The organism is Peribacillus simplex, assembly GCF_001542915.1.
In the GTDB taxonomy this organism is placed as follows: domain Bacteria; phylum Bacillota; class Bacilli; order Bacillales; family DSM-1321; genus Peribacillus; species Peribacillus simplex_B.
In genome coordinates this window covers 94,828-112,538 of sequence record NZ_LNNH01000004.1, presented here as the reverse complement: position 1 = coordinate 112,538, position 17,711 = coordinate 94,828, and the positions used below count along the sequence as shown (strand labels likewise).

Annotated in this window: 19 protein-coding genes, 1 pseudogene and 2 riboswitches; of the genes and pseudogenes, 6 read left to right on the top strand and 14 right to left on the bottom strand. The window is 43.8% G+C overall.

Going from position 1 to position 17,711, the window contains the following annotated elements:
* Positions 1-138: 138 nt before the first annotated feature.
* On the top strand, positions 139-264 hold the full coding sequence (locus AS888_RS26590) for a hypothetical protein (RefSeq protein ID WP_260320079.1): 126 nt from the start codon (positions 139-141) through the stop codon (positions 262-264).
* A gap of 532 nt (positions 265-796) precedes the next feature.
* Positions 797-2,152: an MATE family efflux transporter gene (locus AS888_RS01620; protein ID WP_061140465.1), complete on the top strand. Its 1,356-nt coding sequence runs from the start codon at positions 797-799 to the stop codon at positions 2,150-2,152.
* A gap of 36 nt (positions 2,153-2,188) precedes the next feature.
* Here AS888_RS01620 and AS888_RS01615 read toward each other — a convergent pair whose 3' ends face one another.
* Entirely contained in the window at positions 2,189-2,959 is a 771-nt protein-coding gene (locus tag AS888_RS01615; protein ID WP_061140464.1) for an SDR family oxidoreductase, read from the bottom strand.
* A gap of 216 nt (positions 2,960-3,175) precedes the next feature.
* On the opposite strand from AS888_RS01615, the gene AS888_RS01610 reads away from it, so the two are divergent.
* Complete coding sequence (locus AS888_RS01610; RefSeq protein ID WP_232732451.1) at positions 3,176-3,586, top strand: Hsp20/alpha crystallin family protein; 411 nt, start codon at positions 3,176-3,178, stop codon at positions 3,584-3,586.
* Between the two features lie 136 nt (positions 3,587-3,722).
* Here the strand turns inward: AS888_RS01610 and AS888_RS01605 are convergent, their stop codons facing one another.
* From AS888_RS01605 to AS888_RS01580, 6 genes are all read right to left on the bottom strand, one after another.
* Complete coding sequence (locus tag AS888_RS01605) at positions 3,723-4,448, bottom strand: CAP domain-containing protein (protein WP_061140462.1); 726 nt, start codon at positions 4,446-4,448, stop codon at positions 3,723-3,725.
* Between the two features lie 672 nt (positions 4,449-5,120).
* Positions 5,121-5,558: a FixH family protein gene (locus AS888_RS01600; protein WP_061140461.1), complete on the bottom strand. Its 438-nt coding sequence runs from the start codon at positions 5,556-5,558 to the stop codon at positions 5,121-5,123.
* 19 nt (positions 5,559-5,577) lie between these two features.
* Complete coding sequence (locus tag AS888_RS01595; RefSeq protein WP_061140460.1) at positions 5,578-6,993, bottom strand: sensor histidine kinase; 1,416 nt, start codon at positions 6,991-6,993, stop codon at positions 5,578-5,580.
* Positions 6,990-7,676: a response regulator transcription factor gene (locus AS888_RS01590; protein ID WP_061140459.1), complete on the bottom strand. Its 687-nt coding sequence runs from the start codon at positions 7,674-7,676 to the stop codon at positions 6,990-6,992. The genes AS888_RS01595 and AS888_RS01590 overlap by 4 nt, the downstream gene beginning before the upstream one ends.
* A gap of 5 nt (positions 7,677-7,681) precedes the next feature.
* Entirely contained in the window at positions 7,682-8,644 is a 963-nt protein-coding gene (locus tag AS888_RS01585) for a YncE family protein (protein WP_061140458.1), read from the bottom strand.
* A gap of 111 nt (positions 8,645-8,755) precedes the next feature.
* Entirely contained in the window at positions 8,756-9,022 is a 267-nt protein-coding gene (locus AS888_RS01580; protein ID WP_061140457.1) for a hypothetical protein, read from the bottom strand.
* Between the two features lie 110 nt (positions 9,023-9,132).
* On the opposite strand from AS888_RS01580, the gene AS888_RS26255 reads away from it, so the two are divergent.
* The gene (locus AS888_RS26255; RefSeq protein ID WP_081092267.1) at positions 9,133-9,375 is read left to right on the top strand and encodes a DNA alkylation repair protein; all 243 of its coding nucleotides are present in this window, start codon (positions 9,133-9,135) and stop codon (positions 9,373-9,375) included.
* A gap of 44 nt (positions 9,376-9,419) precedes the next feature.
* Here the strand turns inward: AS888_RS26255 and AS888_RS25425 are convergent.
* The 7 genes and pseudogenes from AS888_RS25425 to AS888_RS01545 form a co-directional block, all read right to left on the bottom strand.
* Positions 9,420-9,581 (bottom strand): annotated as a pseudogene (locus AS888_RS25425) (DUF2188 domain-containing protein); the annotation flags it as partial.
* A gap of 65 nt (positions 9,582-9,646) precedes the next feature.
* Entirely contained in the window at positions 9,647-10,573 is a 927-nt protein-coding gene (locus tag AS888_RS01570; protein WP_061140455.1) for a CobW family GTP-binding protein, read from the bottom strand.
* A gap of 123 nt (positions 10,574-10,696) precedes the next feature.
* The gene (locus tag AS888_RS01565; protein ID WP_061140454.1) at positions 10,697-11,230 is read right to left on the bottom strand and encodes a cupin domain-containing protein; all 534 of its coding nucleotides are present in this window, start codon (positions 11,228-11,230) and stop codon (positions 10,697-10,699) included.
* A 24-nt stretch (positions 11,231-11,254) separates the two neighbouring features.
* A complete protein-coding gene (locus AS888_RS01560) occupies positions 11,255-11,884 on the bottom strand; it encodes a methylthioribulose 1-phosphate dehydratase (protein WP_061140453.1) in 630 nt (209 codons plus the stop codon).
* On the bottom strand, positions 11,881-12,540 hold the full coding sequence (locus AS888_RS01555) for a 2-hydroxy-3-keto-5-methylthiopentenyl-1-phosphate phosphatase (RefSeq protein ID WP_061140452.1): 660 nt from the start codon (positions 12,538-12,540) through the stop codon (positions 11,881-11,883). Before AS888_RS01555 ends, AS888_RS01560 begins: the two co-directional genes overlap by 4 nt.
* A 6-nt stretch (positions 12,541-12,546) precedes the next feature.
* Entirely contained in the window at positions 12,547-13,779 is a 1,233-nt protein-coding gene (mtnW, locus tag AS888_RS01550) for a 2,3-diketo-5-methylthiopentyl-1-phosphate enolase (protein ID WP_061140451.1), read from the bottom strand.
* A 105-nt stretch (positions 13,780-13,884) separates the two neighbouring features.
* Positions 13,885-14,037: riboswitch (SAM riboswitch) on the bottom strand.
* 103 nt (positions 14,038-14,140) lie between these two features.
* On the bottom strand, positions 14,141-15,313 hold the full coding sequence (locus AS888_RS01545) for a pyridoxal phosphate-dependent aminotransferase (RefSeq protein WP_061140450.1): 1,173 nt from the start codon (positions 15,311-15,313) through the stop codon (positions 14,141-14,143).
* A 96-nt stretch (positions 15,314-15,409) separates the two neighbouring features.
* Here AS888_RS01545 and AS888_RS01540 point away from each other — a divergent pair, with 96 nt between their 5' ends.
* Together AS888_RS01540 and mtnK are read left to right on the top strand one after the other, a co-directional pair.
* Positions 15,410-16,192: a carbon-nitrogen family hydrolase gene (locus AS888_RS01540; RefSeq protein WP_061140449.1), complete on the top strand. Its 783-nt coding sequence runs from the start codon at positions 15,410-15,412 to the stop codon at positions 16,190-16,192.
* A 72-nt stretch (positions 16,193-16,264) separates the two neighbouring features.
* A riboswitch (SAM riboswitch) is annotated at positions 16,265-16,419 on the top strand.
* Positions 16,420-16,496: 77 nt separating this feature from the next.
* Entirely contained in the window at positions 16,497-17,699 is a 1,203-nt protein-coding gene (mtnK, locus tag AS888_RS01535; RefSeq protein WP_061140507.1) for an S-methyl-5-thioribose kinase, read from the top strand.
* The last annotated feature ends 12 nt before the right edge of the window (positions 17,700-17,711 follow it).

Here is a 17,711-nt window from a genome sequence, read left to right as displayed (position 1 = left end):
CTGCCATTTTCGTATTCACGCAGAGTGAAGTGGAACGGAGGGTGCGAGACTCCTGCGGGAAATGCGTGTCGACGTGAGACACCGCAGGCTAAAAGCCGAGGAGGCTCACGGACCGCCCGCGGAAAGCGAGCACTTACATTGAAACGAAAGGTTCAGAATATAAATCATCAAACGAGGAGCAAGCAGGCTGCCATTTTCGTATTCACGCAGAGTGAAGTGGAACGGAGGGTGCGAGACTCCTGCGGGAAATGCGTGTCGACGTGAGACACCGCAGGCTAAAAGCCGAGAAGGCTCACGGACCGCCCGCGGAAAGCGAGCACTTACAGTGAACGAAAGGTTCATCATCCAAATCATCAAACGGGGAGCAAGCAGGCTGCCATTTTCGTATTCACGCAGAGTGAAGTGGAACGGAGGGTGAGAGACTCCTGCGGGAAATGCGTGTCGACGGTGAGACACCGCAGGCTAAAAGCCGAGGAGGCTCACGGACCGCCCGCGGAAAGCGAGCACTTGCAGTGAAACGAAAGGTTCATCATCAAATCATCAAACTGGGAGCAAGCAGGATGCCATTTTCGTATTCACGCAGTGAAACGAAACGATCATCATACAAATCATCTCACGCATAGTGGAATGGAACGGTCAGATTTTATAAAACTAAAATCGAATTGTCTACATCCAAAGACTTGCTCTTAATCAGCAAGTCTTTTTATTGCCAAATAAACTTAAAAACATCACACCATTATGTGATATAATCTTTTCATTGTGTTTACAATTAAAAATTAGATATAGAGGTACATCGATGAATCAGACTTATACGAAAGCACAAAAGATCCGCCTGTTATTTTATATATTAATTCCCATCCTGATTACCCAACTCAGCATGTATGCCATGACATTTTTCGATGTGATGATGTCTGGGCAGTACAGCACGCAAGACGTTGCCGGCGTGTCGATCGGCAGTTCACTTTGGACTCCCGTCTACACGGGGCTGAGCGGGATATTGATCGCCTTGACGCCTATCGTTTCACAGCTTATTGGTTCCAGGAAATTTAAATCCGTTTCCTATTCCGTCATGCAGGCGGTCTATTTAGCCATCGCTTTGGCCTTGGTCATCTTAATCGTCGGGGCGTTCTCTATAAATCCGATTTTGAATGCCATGAATCTTGAGGATAATGTTCATCGGGTAGCCCATGATTATTTAATTGCCCTATCTATCGGAATCGTTCCCCTATTCGTTTATAACGCATTGAGGGCCTTCATAGATGCGTTGGGCCAAACTAAAATTTCCATGATGATCACTTTGGGTGCACTCCCGATAAACGTCATATTCAATTATCTTTTCATTTACGGAAAGCTAGGTTTCCCCGAACTAGGCGGTGTCGGTTCCGGTTATGCCACTGCCATAACCTATTGGATCATTGCCCTTGTTGCGATCCTCGTGGTGGTGAAGATCAGCCCGTTTTCCACTTATGACATCTTTCGTGAATTTTTCCGGGTTTCCTTGAAAGAATGGCGCGCCTTATTATCGATCGGGGTCCCCATCGGGTTGGCCATCTTTTTTGAAACAAGCATTTTCTCGGCCGTTACCCTCTTGATGAGTAAATATGATACCGTCACAATAGCATCGCACCAGATTGCCATGAATTTTGCGTCCCTGCTTTATATGATGCCGCTCAGCATGTCCATGGCATTGACGATAGTCATCGGCTTTGAAATCGGAGCGGCTCGCTACAAAGATGCCAAGGAATACAGCATGATCGGCATTACTCTCGCTTTGATGATGTCACTCGTATTATCAGCGATCCTATTTTTCTTCCGGGAACCTGTTGCTTCTGCTTATACAAAAGATCATGCGGTCATGATGCTGACATCGCATTTTTTAATATATGCCATCTTCTTTCAGATTTCAGATGCCCTCCAGGCACCGATTCAAGGCATATTGCGTGGATACAAGGATGTGAATGTCACATTTGCGATGTCACTTGTGTCTTACTGGATTCTCGGGCTTCCGATCGGCTTTTTCTTTGCCCGGTATACCGATATGGGCGCCTTTGGATATTGGATCGGCCTAATATCCGGATTGGCTTTGGGAGCGGTTGGACTGGCGGCCCGCTTAAGGTTCATCCAGCAAGTCAAATTTAAAAAATTGGCGTAAAAAAGGTGAGGCTGGATTACCGGCCTCACCTTTTTTTCACACGGAAGATCTTTTCCCAAGGACATCCTTTCCGCCCGTGACCGGTATGATGCTGCCTGTGATGAAATCCGATTTTTCCTCACATAGGAACGAGATGACCCTCGCTATATCCTCCCCTGTACCTGGTCTGCCGATTGGTACGGTGCCATCCTTTTCCTCTTTCGCGACCTTAATCTCCTGCTCCTTCCATTCACCGATGATATCGCCAGGACAGACCATATTCACGGTAATGCCATGCGCGGCTTCTTCCGCAGCCAATGTTCTCGTTAAGGAGGTCAAGCCACTTTTTGCGGCGGCAAATGCTGAGCGGTAAATCCATCCCGGTGCGGTTTCACAGCGTTCAAATCCAAGAGTAATGACTCTTCCCCAGCCTATTCTGCGCATTTGTGGAATAAGTACCTTGGCAAAATAGAAAAATCCATTTAAATTACCATCCATGATATATTTCCATTCTTCGCTGCTGTATTCATTCATCGGTTTACGGTCGTGCATATACGGCCCAGCGTTATGCACGAAGATATCGACATGGCCAAAGGTCTCAAGCACCTTACCCATGATACGTTGGCAATCTTCCTCACTTGCTGCATCACCTTGGATGGCGAGCGCCTTCACTTCTTTTTTCCGTAATTCGTCCACCAAAGCTAGAGCTGCCTTGCTGCTTTTTCGATACGTGATGACGATAGACATTCCTTTTTCCGCTAACGAATATGCCACCCTTTTGCCGATTCCCGTTGCGCCTCCAGTAATAAAAGCTACTTTTTCATCCACAGGCCATCCCTCTTTATCTAAAGGATTTTACTTAATTATACATAAGTTTAGCCCATTTTCTATAATTTAGTAATTGTTTGAACGAACCTCTAGGCTTTAGCCTGCATAAAATGCAATAAATAAACCTGTCAGTCCATATGCAGGAGAGAGGAATTCGATATGTTTCCCTGGAATTCACTTTTTTCTTTTAAGAACAACCCTAATCAAAAGGACTTCATGAAAAATATGCAGCAAAGTGATGTACAATCGTTCATCGAAAAAGTATTTTCACAAGTCATTCCTGACAATATGCAAGGCATGATGAACCAAAATGATCTCGGTTCAAAAAAAGCACCGGCCCGAACAGAACATCCCATGCAAGCTGATGTATTCGAAACCCATTTATATGTGTTTGTAAGAATTCCCATCGTTGATGAATCTTGGCTAAAGAAAATGAAACTTTACCATACCTCTAACCAATCGATCATCGAGGGGATTCCAGAAGCCTCCGATCGTCACGTCATCACGCTGCCTGCACTTGTGAAGAAAAAAGGGGCATCCGCCCAATTTAAAGAATCGACATTGGAAATACGCCTTCAGAAAAGCTTCCATACCCAGTATTCCGAAATCGATGTATCCGAGTTTTGATTTAGGAGCACACTTAGGAGTGGATGCGGTTCCTGCGCTTTCCTCCAATCTTCATGCCATTCGACTAATAAATGGAAGCTAAAAAAAGCACACCCCATTTCGATGGGATGTGCTCTTATGTGAAACTATCGATTTATTATTTTCCGATGAATTGTTGAGTCCAGTAGTTACCAGATTCTACGTAACCTACTCCAATGTGAGTAAAGCTAGAATTCATGATATTTTCACGGTGACCTTGGCTGTTCATCCATGCTTGTACCACTTCTTCTGGTGTTTGCTGACCTTGTGCGATGTTTTCACCAGCTGATGAATAGCTGATGCCGAATTTTTTCATCATATCGAATGGTGAGCCATAAGTTGGGCTATTGTGGTCAAAGTAATTGTTATCTTTCATGTCTTGAGACTTGATACGAGCAACTTTGCTCAACTCTTTGTCGACTTTAAGAGCAGCCAAACCTTGTTTTGCACGCTCTGCATTCGTTAATTTAACGACTTGTTGTTCAAAAGCACTTAATTCAGAGTTTGTCTCGGTTTTTTCATTAGTAGGTTTTTCTGGTTTAGCTTCTGGTTTTGCTTGGTTAGTCGTTCCATTTTGAACAGGTTTTTGTACTGGTTTTTGTACTGGCTTTTGTTCTGGTTTTTGTACTGGTTTTTCTTGTGCTTGTACTTGTGCAGCAGGTAGAGTGATATTATATTTAGCTAGATATTGGTTTAGGACCTTTTGCATATCTTCTTGATTCATTGCTTTATATGTTACTTGTTTAACAGTATCACAGTTAGCTGCTTCCGCTTGGTTAGCTCCTACTCCTGTGAATATAATTGCTGCAGCCGCTGCTGCTGACATGATCATTTTCTTTTTCATTCGTATTTCCTCCTGTGATGTTCGTTTTTTTGTTGTTCTTGCTTCTGGAATTATCATAACATGCATTTTTTGTAATATATGCACCATGAATTCCCATCGAATTTACAGGGTACGAACGAGAATGGTTTTTTATCCACGTTTCAGAGAAAGCAAGCGAAAAAGCTTAATCTATCTATGTTTTGAAAAGTAGTATATATACTCATATTTTTCCAGACATTCCTTGTCAATGGTAGTTACATAGAACCATTTCCATTGAATACTAATAACTTTTAATTGACATATCATTTCCAAGCTGAATTTTATGACTTTCTTTACTTTTATGTTACAAATTTTTCGATTCCGCTTCTTAAGTCCCAATATTAGGAACACCCATATTTCCAATTAAATAACGATTCGAACTGACTTCGATCGTTGCTTATCGACTCGCATCATCCATTCCATTCGACTATGCGTGAGTCAAGGGCAAGCTTTCACCTAATCATCTTGTTCAACGCCACAATCGGTTTGTCTGGAGGACTCATGGAGAAGAACAGGCTATTTCCATCTTTGGGGCACTGGTTGAGCAAGGATTTACGTGCTTTCAATTCAATGAAATAACAAAAAGGCTTCGGATGGGGAACCATTCCAAAACCTTTTTGGCTGTATCCTGCGTTACCGGAAGTAGTCGCCGTTTCAATTCATGTCTTCTTGATCCATCTCGTCCATTTCCTTTTTCCCGTCATTTTGTTCAGGAGGACTTGGTTTGCCAATGACGAATTCTTCCTTGGGCATGCTGTGCATATCTCTTGCCGTTACGTGGGCATATACATAATAGGTACCTTCTTCATCAAAGTTCTTTTCGATTTCATAAATGCCGTTGCCCTTATGCTTGGCAGCAATTTTGTCATGTTCATCACTATTTGCCAACCAAATTTCAAAACTGACATCATCCGCATCCTTCACCTTTTCATCGCCATATGTCACCTTAGCCTGGAACTTCACAGGCTCCTTCACTTGGCCTTGAATCGGATCGACAGCCAAGTCGACATTTAACATTTGTGGAATGTCATCCTTCTTTCCACAGCCAGCCAACATAATGAACATCGTGCAAAATAATATGATTTTTTTCATCTTGAACCTATCCCCTTTTTTAAGAAGTCCACTCTTCTTTTATTGTCGGAAGTATGATCTTGACCTTTGTCCCGATTTTTTCCTTGCTTTGGATTTCAATTTTGCCATGCTGCCATTCCACCATTTTTTTAACGATGGAAAGTCCAAGCCCCGAGCCTCCATCAAAACGGCTGCGTGCTTTATTCACCCGATAAAAACGATTCATCACATATGGAAGATCTGCTTTTGGAATTCCTGTGCCGGTATCAGATATCGATAGCTCGCATTTTTCATTCTGCTGAATGAGGGTGATATGGATGGATCCGCCTTGATTCGTATACTGAATCGCATTATCGATGATATTATGAAGGATTTGCTCCATCCTTCCTTCATCTCCATCTATAATCGGATCTGGATCCAGCTCATATTCCAAGGCCAATTGCTTCTCTTTTATAATCGGTTCATATTTAGCCAGGACATCTTCAATGAATTGGGCAAAAGCTATCGGAGTTTTGCATATTTGGAATGAGTCGCCATCGACTTTAGATAAGTCCAGCAAATCCCCTACAATCCGCTGCAGTCTAAGTGCTTCCCGTGAAATCAGCTGAAGGTATTTCCGTTCTTCTTCATTCTTCACGACTCCATCCAATATGGCGTGCGTGTAACCCTTGACGTAACTTAGCGGCGTCCTGAGCTCATGGGCCACATTTTCAAGGAACTCTTTTTTTCTTTCTTCCTCCAAATGAATGGAATTGGCCATATCATTAAACGCTTGCGCCAGCTTGCCAATTTCATCATGACTCTTTACCTGGAGCTGGATGTCATAGTCACCTTCCGAGACCCGATGCGCAGCAGTCTCGATTTCCTTTATCGGACTAACTAGCTTCTTCAACCATTTGGTTGTAAAATAAATGGCGATAATCAGGAATAATAGAATCGCCACGAGCCACTTCGCAGCAAATTCCTTCAGCAAGTCCGTAATGGAATCCACTGAAACATATGTATAGATGATACCTTCAAGGCGGTGGTCGTCATCAATCAAAGGAATGATGGCCGCTACGATGTTTTTGCCAAACCTTTTTTCATAGCCTTCTTTTTCGACCGCTTTTCCATTGAGGAGCATTTGCCTTTCTTCTTCGGAAATGAGTGTGTCATAATTGATGTCAAAAGGCAGACAAGCACTCAATTCCCTTGGATTGTTGACGACAAATACCTCGCTTTCGTTCTTGCTGTTGAACCATTCCACCTTTTCCTTGAAGTCATCATTGATTTCGCCACCGGTATAATCCTCACCAAGCAAGGAGGCTTCATTGACCAAATCTGTTTTAAGCTTCTCCACATAAAGGTTCTTATAATAATATTGTGAAAGGGAGTATGCGAACAGTACGGAGAGGATGATGGCAGTGATGATGGTCAGCCATAGCTTAAAGGTGAGCGATTTCCACTTATTGTTCATTTCTTTTCCTCGATCTTATAACCGATTCCCCACACGGTTTGGATGTAGTCGGCCGTCCTTAGTTTCATCCGCAGTGTTTTGATATGAGTATCGACCGTACGTAAAGATCCCCCATATTCCCCGCCCCAAATGTTTTCAAGGAGTTGCTCCCGACTAAGTGCCTGTCCTTTATGACGCATAAGAAATAAAAGTAATTCGAACTCTTTCAAGGTTAAGTTGATTGGCGATCCCTCCACCAAAACCGTCCTCGATGGGATGTTCAAGCTGATTTTTCCAAAACGTACATAGGCTTGATTTCCTTCGTTCATGGACAATTTCCCTGTCCTTCGTAATACGGCTTCAACTCTTGCTACCAATTCACCTGGATTGAAGGGCTTAACGATGTAATCGTCTCCTCCAAGCTTCAACCCCTTCACTTTATCCCATTCCTCACCTTTAGCACTGACAAATATCAATGGGATGTCCCACTTTTCCCTGATTTTTTCACAAACGGAGAAACCGTCCGTTCCTGGCATCATGATATCCAATAGGATCAAATCGACATCCTGTTTTTCAACAATGCCGATGGCTTCATTTCCATTCGCAGCCTGGAGGCATCGATAACCGGAGTTCAGTAAATACATTTCAACTAAATTCCGCATATCCTCTTCATCATCAACGACTAATATGGTGTAAACATGCATATCATCTACTCCCTCAACAACAATTGGAATGGACCTTCTCCGACTTTGACCGTTTGTTTAACAGCGATCGTCTTTGCATCCATCACATAAATTTCATCACTATCATATCCCGCCACAACCACGTCTTTTTTAAAGCTTGTCATTTCAAAAGGATTGACGCCGACCACTTTCCTTCCCACTTCCTCATAATGCTCATTCAATTTATATAAGGAGCTGGTTCCATGGCTCAGTACATAAATGCCTTCGTCACTCTCCAGGAACTTTATTGGCATCGTGGGCGCCTTCAATTTTTTCTTCAATTGGCCCGTTTTTGCCGAATATATGTACAGGTCCTCTTCGACGTGGTCCCCATCGCCATGGCCGCCTATCCAAATTTCATCCTTTTCTTCCCTTAATAAAGTGCCTGTGCTGGAGCTATGGATAGGAAATTCAAAGTCGATCTTTTTCGTTGCGAGGTTGATCACAGTGCATTTCGTATCACCAAAGTTGATTACATACAAACGGTTTCCCTTCTCCCCTTGCAAAACGGTCAAGGGACTTTTGCCAACCTTTACGACATCCTGCTGTTTCCCTTCCTCATCCAAAAAGTGTATCGAGTGGTCCGATTGGTTGACGGCGGCGATGCTTTTACCACCATGGAGGAGCTGCATATTGACGATCCCTTTCCCTGTTTTCCAGCTCGTTATCCGCTTTCCTGCTGATAAGGAATATACTTGGACTTGCTCCATTTCCTTTCCATAAAGAAGAATCGTATCTTTATCTGCCAGAAGCAGGGCTCCCGTGAAAGGTTCGGTCATATCCCATTCGGCAAAGGAATGATAGTTTTCATCCATGAAGGTCAGCGAGGTGTCCTTGATATTGACTGTGGCCAAGAACGCTTCTTTTTTATTAATTTTAGTGTATGCCGGACTGCCGTTACATCCTGTCAGCAAAAAGACGGCAAGCAAAAGATTAATGCCCCACTTCATCTGTAAGCTCCTTATTCGTAAAATATCTATATTTGGAAATTTTAACAATGATTTGTGAAAAAAGTATGAACCAGATAAGAAAATTTATTAACAAGGCTTTGGGCCACGGAATCATAGCTTCTCCATCTCAGCAATATAAACCATTACGATAGCGTTTTTCATATCTTCCGAAAGCTGGGATTCCATTACACGTTTAATGCAAAGGTAAAACTTCTCTAGTTGAGTCTTGCGGGCACGCGGATGGGCATTTTCATCCAAAAGCTCCCGGCGGATGAGTTCCGAAAGAAGGTCCGCTCCCCGTTCATCCGTCACCTTGCGATTATTCCAAATGCTTAGATATGCTTCCAATATTGCTTCCTTTTTACCTGCTTCTTTCATATTATCCCTTCCATCCCTTACTAATTTATACATATTACCGGTCAAGTTTGTAAAGACTATTTTACTAATAAGAACCATGCATTAAAAAAATTCAAAAAGGAGTGAGTACACTGTCTCAAGTATACCGCTGTCCGAATTGCCGGACAAATAAATCTCGCTTCAATCTCATTCAGCAAGTACCGACCCCCATCAAAAAGGACCCGCAATCCGGAGAGATTGTTGAACAATATTCAAACGATACTCTTCAACCATTCCATCTAGCCTATAATGGTCCAGAGGTGCGGGTGCAATGTGCTGCTTGCGGTTTAATCGAAGACGAAAAAACTTTTGCAGCATTTGGCTTGCAACAATAAAAAAAGGGTCAGACCCATCAAGGGGCCTGACCTTTTTTTCAATCATTTCCCACAGACTTTTTTGCCCGGTCTATGGCAATGGGAATGGCTTTTCCATCCTCATATCCTTCATCCAACAATGCATTTGCGATTTCTATTGCCTTTTCCCTGACCTGTTTATCCAGATTCTTCATTGAATCTGGATAATCTTTATTATTCCATGGCATGAATACCGCCTCCTTAATAGGAATGTCTGGTTTTATATTTCCCTCATTCAAATGGCGGTAAACGTTTATGGTCTTGCTTTTGCTTCCAAAGCCTTCAGCTGATCGATCACCACAACCCTATCAAGCTTTTCCCCGATGATGACGATGTTCAATGGCATTTTCATCATTTCATTCATATACATCGGCATTCCATAGGAGTATTGGAATAAGTGGGGGTATTGCGAATGGGTAAAGGAAATGTATCCTTTCATGCGATAGACCGTTTCCGGAAGGGACCTAAGCCAATCTTCGAAATCCGTTTGTTTCACGGAGCCTTCAAAAGTATGGACGACAGCCGATAAATGCAAATGTTCCTGGACATCAAGCTTTTTATGGCCACCACTACATTTTCTTTGCATCTGCTGTAACGACTTCAAGGAAACGGCAGCATATTCGGTCAATAAACAGACCGCACCCATATTCAAGGCTTGTATCGAATAAATCAGCTGCGCCGCCTCCATCTCACTCACCAGGTCCGCTTTATTCAGCAAAATGAAATCGGCATGATGGATTTGCTCTGCAAGCAACTGGCGCAGCTGCGGGGACAACTCCTCCCTATCGCGCCACCTCAATAAATCGACAACCGTAATAATTCCTTTATACTCCAGCCTTTTAGCGAAAAGGGGTGACATGATGCCATCCAGAACTTCCACCGGATGCGCCGCACCAGTCGTTTCAATATAAACGGCATCCAAATCGTTTTCTGTGAGCAGCTCATGAAGCTGGACCTCCAGCTTATCCTGGATGGTGCAGCAGATACACCCGTCAAACAGCTCCTTCAAAGGCACTTCATCACCAATGAGGCCGCTGTCGACCGAGATGCTGCCGAGCTCATTTAAGAGCACGGCGACTTTCCTGCCCGCTTCACTTTCTTGTTTTAATATATTTCGCAGAAGCGTCGTTTTCCCGCTGCCGAGAAATCCGCCTAATATGTATACTTCAGTTGTTTTCATTCAAATCTGCTCCCATGATCCGATTATATTTACTTCCGTTAAATTTTATCATACTTAGCCTGTATAAGCACTTGCGGAATCAACAAAAAAAACCAGCCCGTAAGCTGGTTTTCCAATCATTGCTCATGCTTGAACTTCGTCTTTATCGTAAATCGGCACCCATCCTGCCTTTGTTACGAAAATACGGACAGCAACTGTTTTCCTATCTTCTGCCAAGGTGAAATAATGTCTTGTTGATTCTGGTACGCTAATTAGGTCGCCTGGTTTAAGACGTACATCAAACCACCGATCATCCGTTCCTTCAATGGCAAAGATACTCGTTCCGCCGGCAATGAAACGGACTTCATCATCTTCATGGTGATGTTCGTGCTTGAAGTTTTCAAGCAATTGATCCAAGTTCGGGGTTGTATCGGATAAGGTGATGATATCATGGGCTTTGTACCCTCTTCTTTCGGAAATCTCCGCTATCTCCGTTTGGAACGCTGATAGGATTTCTTCCTTATCAGCATCCGTTAAATCGTATTTTTCTACTAGGTGTGACGGTAATTTCGAAATATCCCACTGCTCATAAATCACCCCTTGTGTTTCCAAAAAGGATTTTACCTGTTCACCGTTTTCAATAACTTCATTCGTTTCATGCAATCTAATTGTCGCCATCCTTCATTCCTCCTCGATTGAGTGTTATGTTAAAGAAGCAGTAAGTGTCCGTTGAGAATTTAGCAGCAGTTGATATTGAAATAAAAATTCGCAGGCTTCCAGTATCTTTTTTGCTTCGAGGCCGCTTTTGCCCCAAACCGTGATGCCATGATTGCGGATGAGCACGGCACCGCAATCTTCTTGGACATGCAGGTTGAATTTTTCGGCTAACAAAGGAATGTCCGCATGGTTATAGATGATTGGAATCCTGAATTCCGACTCTTCATCCCATCTTCCTGTTGCTTTAATGATCTCATGATTCCGAAAAGTTACGGAACCTTCATCCCCATACAATTCGGAGACTACATTATTTTCCACTGTGTGGACATGGAGTACGCAATTCGCTTTGGTTTTTTCGTAAATGACGGTATGGAGTAAAGTTTCGGCCGAGGGCCTTAGCTCCGTCTCCTCCACGGGGTTTCCTTTCAGATCCACCAAGATAAAGTCCGAATCCGATTGCTTTCGCTTATCCTTACCGCTGGCCGTAATATAAAAGCTTCGGCTATCGGGCTCGCGGATGGAAAGGTTTCCGCTTGTTCCCATGAACCAATCCCTTTCCGCCAGTTCTGCTTTAATTTCCGCCAGCTCCAGCCACTCCTTCGTACCGGTGTTCATGCTTTTACCTCCTCACGCTGCTTTAAAATGTCCAATACATCATAAAACGTTTCAAAACCATGATGCGGCAATCCTTCATTTACGCATTTCTCAAGCAATATATCACGGGCTATGACAAGATCCGCCTGCTTAGCCGCTTCAAAATCAGTCACGGAATCACCAATTACATATATATAGTCATCCGCACCTGCCATTTGCCTCATAATCGTAGGCTTACAGCAGCCGCACTCATTATCACATTGGTCATCACAAGCATGCGGCCACTCAATATAAATCTTTTTCTTATCAAAGTGAGCATTATTACAAAAAACCGCGTCAGTGGGCAATATGTCCTTTAATAGCGGGGCAATGAAAAAATCCATGCCCCCGCTTACGATGTATAAGGGAATCCCGGCTTGTTCCGTATACTTTACGAACTCACGGAACCCCGGCCGAATGTGCGCTGTCTCCTTCACAAATTGGATGATATCGGCCTTCAGGCCACTATCAAGCAGGGAAAACATTTTCCCCACCCCAGAGGATATGCTGATTTTTTGCTGAAGAACGTCATCCTTCAACTTTTCCCATTCCGGGGGAGCGAATGTTTTCATGATGGAAATGATATTATCCGTGTTGGTTATCGTTCCGTCAAAATCACAAAAGATGATCGGTTTCATGATCCTTTACAGTCCTCCCCACAGAACAAGTGCTTTTTTTAGTGCTTCTTCATTTGCCGCAGCCTCAGATAGGTCTTTTCCTTCAAGGACGGCTTCCACAGCAGACCGGAAGGCCTCCGCCCCGCCCTTTGCTCCGTCAGGGTGTCCGTGGATTCCTCCTCCGGCATTGATGACACTGTCCAGTCCAAAATCCTTGATCAAGTCGGGTACCATCCCTGGATGGATGCCTGCTGACGGAACAGGAAATGCTTTTTTCCAGGAAGGTTCGTCTTTCGTCAGTGCACAGGCAATTGCCAATGCTTCCTCTTTTTCAAGTGCGACATTTCCATACGGGGATGGGAATAATGATAAATCCGCACCCGATAGCCTGACTAATTTACCAAGCAGTAAAGGATAGCCGATCCCATAATGGGAGGAAGAGCCCAACGCCCCGCTAAATGCCGGATGGGCCATGATCGGCAGCTTGATTTGATCATGTTCACTCAGGGCTTGCAATACATCCAAACCATATGTATGGACGTTGAACAATAAAGCGTCTGCGCCCGCTTCTGCCGCTTGCTTTGCCTTATCCAATAATTCAAATGTTTTACCTGATAGATTGACGGCATATAAGGTCCGGTGTCCAGTATGTTCATAGACTTCGTTTAATATTTTCTTGCCGGTCTTAATTCTTTCAATAAATGGCGTCTGTTCCTGATCAAAAAGGATTTCATCATCTTTAACAAGGTCGACACCACCCAACGCTTGCTGCTTCAGCTGCTCATTATGGAACGTTAGGTCACGTCCTAATATTCCTTTGAAAATGCTCATGACAAGGGGCCGGTCATAAACTTCAATCTTCTCCCTTATGCCGGCAATGCCTAATCTGGGACCTGGGAATGCTTTCTGGATATCTCCGACAAAATCAAGGTCGATCAGTTTAATCGCACCGTCCAAGGACAGTTTTCCGAAGACCGTCGTCAAAATGGCTGGCAAATCATTGGAGAAATTCGATGCCGGATAAGCGATTTTAATGATCGCGCGGTACACCTTACGATCAAAATAACGGTTTGCCCTCTCTTCTTCCGCAAGCGGCGAAACGGAGACGACGCGCCCCTTATGTTTTTCCAATTGCTTTTGGACCAACTGGGGCAGGTCCGTCCATGTCCCTACAGTCAGGCCCAAGGCAATGCCTTCTGCTTTTTTCTCGTGATTCCCATGAAAATCATGAATTAAATAAGTGGCGATTATCTCGCTCATTTGATCACTCCTATAACACGTTAGTAAACTCACGAAGTCATAAACCTGAACGTTTTTGGAATAGCAAAAGCCCCTTCATGACGAAGAGGCTTTAAAAAAGCCATCTTCTTATCCCCCAGCCAATGGCTGCAAGAATTAGCACCGTGCCCTGTGGACTAGAAGAAAGTCCGGCGGAGGATTCCGCCCCATTTTACAATGGAATTACGGTCGGTTGCTGGGCTTCATCGGGCTAGTCCCTCCACCTGCTCAAAATAAGAAAACGCTGATATATAAGTACGTGTTAGTTTCGAAAGATTAAGAATTTATTTTGTATTCTGACAGGTAATCCATACTTTGTCAATAAGTTTTTAGTTCGCTTAGGTTAAAACAGATTTAACTTGCGTATCCGCTCGACAGCCTCCCCGAGCCGTTCCTCGGAGGTCAAAAGCCCGACCCTGACATAGCCTTCGCCAAATTCACCGAATCCATTACCGGCAGCCACGGCCACATGGGCGTGGGTTAGTAAATGATCGGCAAAACTCTCCGAGGTGAATCCTGCCGGTATTTTAAGCCAGGCAAAAAACGATGCTTCCGGAGCCTTAACCTCCCAGCCGAGGGCACGTAATCCCTCAATGAAAACATTCCTGCGCCCCTCATATACCTTCACCAATTCGGCCACACACTCTTGCGAATCAAGCAAAGCAGTTGCCGCCGCCTCCTGTATCGCCGGGAAAAGGCTCACATATAGGTGGTCCTGAAAAAGTTCAAGAGCTTCGATGACACTTTTGTTACCAACCGCGAACCCGACTCTCCAACCAGCCATATTGTACGTTTTCGAAAGTGTATATATTTCGATCCCAACATCCTTTGCTCCCTCTACCTCGAGAAAGCTAACCGGTTTTTTCCCATCGAAGCCTATGGCTCCATAAGCAAAATCATGGACCACACATATTGAATGCTTTTTGGCATATGATACGGTTTCGGTAAAGAATTCTTTCGTTGCGGATGCACCTGTAGGATTATTCGGATAGTTCAAGAACATCATTTTCGCTTTATCCAGCACATCTTTATGTATAGCTTCATAATCCGGAAGAAAAGCATTTTCCTCCTTCAACGGCATCCTTTCAATTTCCGCTTTCGCCAGGACGACACCTGAAAGATAATCGGGATAACCGGGATCTGGAACGAGAATCGTATCGCCTGGGTTCAATAAACACTGGGGCAATTCGACGAGTCCTGCCTTTCCGCCGAATAGAATGGCTATTTCACTATTCGGATCAAGCTTTACGCCGTATTCCCGTTCGTAGAAGGCAGCTGCCGCATCTTTTAAATATGGATGTCCCCTGAACGGTGAATATTTATGGTTGATCGTTTTTTTAGCAGCAGCCTGTAAACTTTTTACGATATGCCCAGGCGTCGGCTGATCGGGATTCCCTTGGCCCAAATTAATGACATCATGCCCTTGCGCAGTAATTGCATTGACCTTTGCGACCAATGAAGCGAAAAACTGCTTGGGAAGTTGCTGAAGCTGTTTCGACTTTTCGAATTGCAACATTATTCACCTTCTCTGAAATTTCTTGAAATTCTAGTCACAAATGATATATGTTTATCATAATCTTGTAAAGCATTTTTACCTTTGGAGGTTTTCAAAATGAAATGGAAATTGGCTTGCATCCAGATGGATATAGCATTCGGAAAGCCTGATCTCAATTATCAGCTGGCCGAACAATGGCTGGAAAAAGCCGTGCACGCAAACGCAGATATCGTTATTTTACCAGAGCTATGGACTACAGGCTATGACTTGACCAGATTGAATGAGATTGGTGATGAAGAGGCAGAAAAGACGATCGAATTTATAAGAAACTTGGCGCTGAAGCACCAAATCCATATCATAGGCGGCTCCATCGCGAAAAAAACACAAAAGGGCATCTTTAACACGATGGTCATCATCGATAAGAACGGGAAACTCGTTAAAGAGTACGATAAGCTTCACTTGTTTCGGTTAATGGATGAACATCATTTCTTGCAGCCAGGCGAAAAGGATGGTTTATTTACCCTTGATGACAAAATATGTGCCGGTTTCATTTGTTATGACATCCGCTTTCCAGAGTGGCAGCGTGCCCACTCCGCTCGAGGGGCAGAAGTTCTGTTCGTAACCGCAGAATGGCCGAAGCCTAGACTCGATCACTGGAGAGCCTTATTGATCAGCCGTGCCATCGAAAACCAGGCCTATGTTGTAGCCGTGAACCGTTCAGGATCGGATATCAATAATGTATTTGCCGGTCACTCCATGATCATTGATCCTTGGGGGTATACTATAAGTGAAGCAGGAGAGGAAAGCGAACTACTGACAGGCACCTTGGACTTCACCGAAGTATCGAACGCTCGCAATAAAATACCGGTATTCGAAGATCGCCGTCCTGATTATTATTAATTTGCCATTGACAAACTATTTAAAAGATTGATATTATTTTCCCGAAGATTAAAATTTCAGAAAACATATAAACTCTTATCAAGAGCAGGCTGAGGGATTAAGGCCCTATGAAGCCCAGCAACCGACTGTAATACCATTGTGAAATGGGGCGGATACACCGCCGGATTGCAAAATCCGCAGAGCACGGTGCCAATTCCACCAGAAAAAACTTTTCTGGGAGATGAGAGGTCCGAAGCTAATACTTCTGCCTCTTTCTATGGAAAGAGGCTTTTTTATTCTTATTTTTAATGTGGAGGGGAAAGAAATGACTCAATACCATTCGAATTTTACAAGATTGACTAACGCAACGGCCATTATCCTTGCAAAAAAATTAGGGTTGGTAGATGCCGATGCGAATTTAAGCTGTAAAGAAATTGGTGATGGTAACTTGAATTATGTGTTCCATATTACAGACACGGCCACAAATAACGGGATAATCATCAAGCAAGCGGTCCCTTATGCCAAAGTGCTTGGCGAAAGCTGGCCGTTGACGTTGAAAAGGGCTGCCATTGAAGCGAATGCCCTTATCCATTTCCGGAGCTATTGTCCCGAATTCGTACCGCAAGTCTATTATTCGGATGAGCAGCTAGCCATCACGGTCATGGAAGACTTGTCACACTTAAAAATTGTAAGAAGCGGATTGATTGCGGGCGATTCGTTCCCATTGCTTTCGCAGCATATTGGCGAGTATGTTGCGAAGACTTCATTTTACACTTCCGATTATCATTTGGAGCCCTCGGCAAAAAAAGAAGTGGCACGGCAATTCACGAATCCGGAGCTCTGCAAAATCACGGAGGTCTTTATTTTCACCGATCCTTTTTTCGAGGAGCTGCCTGGAGATTTCGAAGTTGAATTGACGGATGCCGCCAAACGGATTTGGCATGATCAAGATGTCATTTTAGAAGTGGCTAAGCTGAAACAAAGCTTCGAAACCGAGCAGGAAGCCTTGCTGCATGGAGATTTACATACAGGAAGTATATTTGCAAGTGAAACCGAAACAAAAGTTATCGACCCTGAATTCGCTTTTTATGGACCAGTCGGTTTTGACCTTGGACAATACACCGCCAATCTCCTCTTTCAGGCGGTCTCTCGGAATGGAGCAGGAAAAGAAGAGATTTTCACACAACTCGATGAATTTTGGCGGTCATTTGAAAAAACATATTCGGAACTATGGAACACCCACAATAAAAGTCCGTTCCGCCATGTGACTGGATATCTCCCTTATTTACTGACTAAATTCAAACGTGATGCATTCGGTTTTGCCGGATGTGAATTGATTCGAAGAACGATTGGCCTCTCTCATGTCGCAGATTTAAATGTCATGGAAGATAAAGAAACGAAAATTGCGGCCAAAACGGCCACGTTGAAGCTTGGTGCTTTATTAATAAAAAAACGGGAAGAATTGGATGTTCCAGCGGTCATCGAATGGATAAAGCAACAAACGCTGACTTCATCTTCACCCCTCTAAAAGGAGACCTGA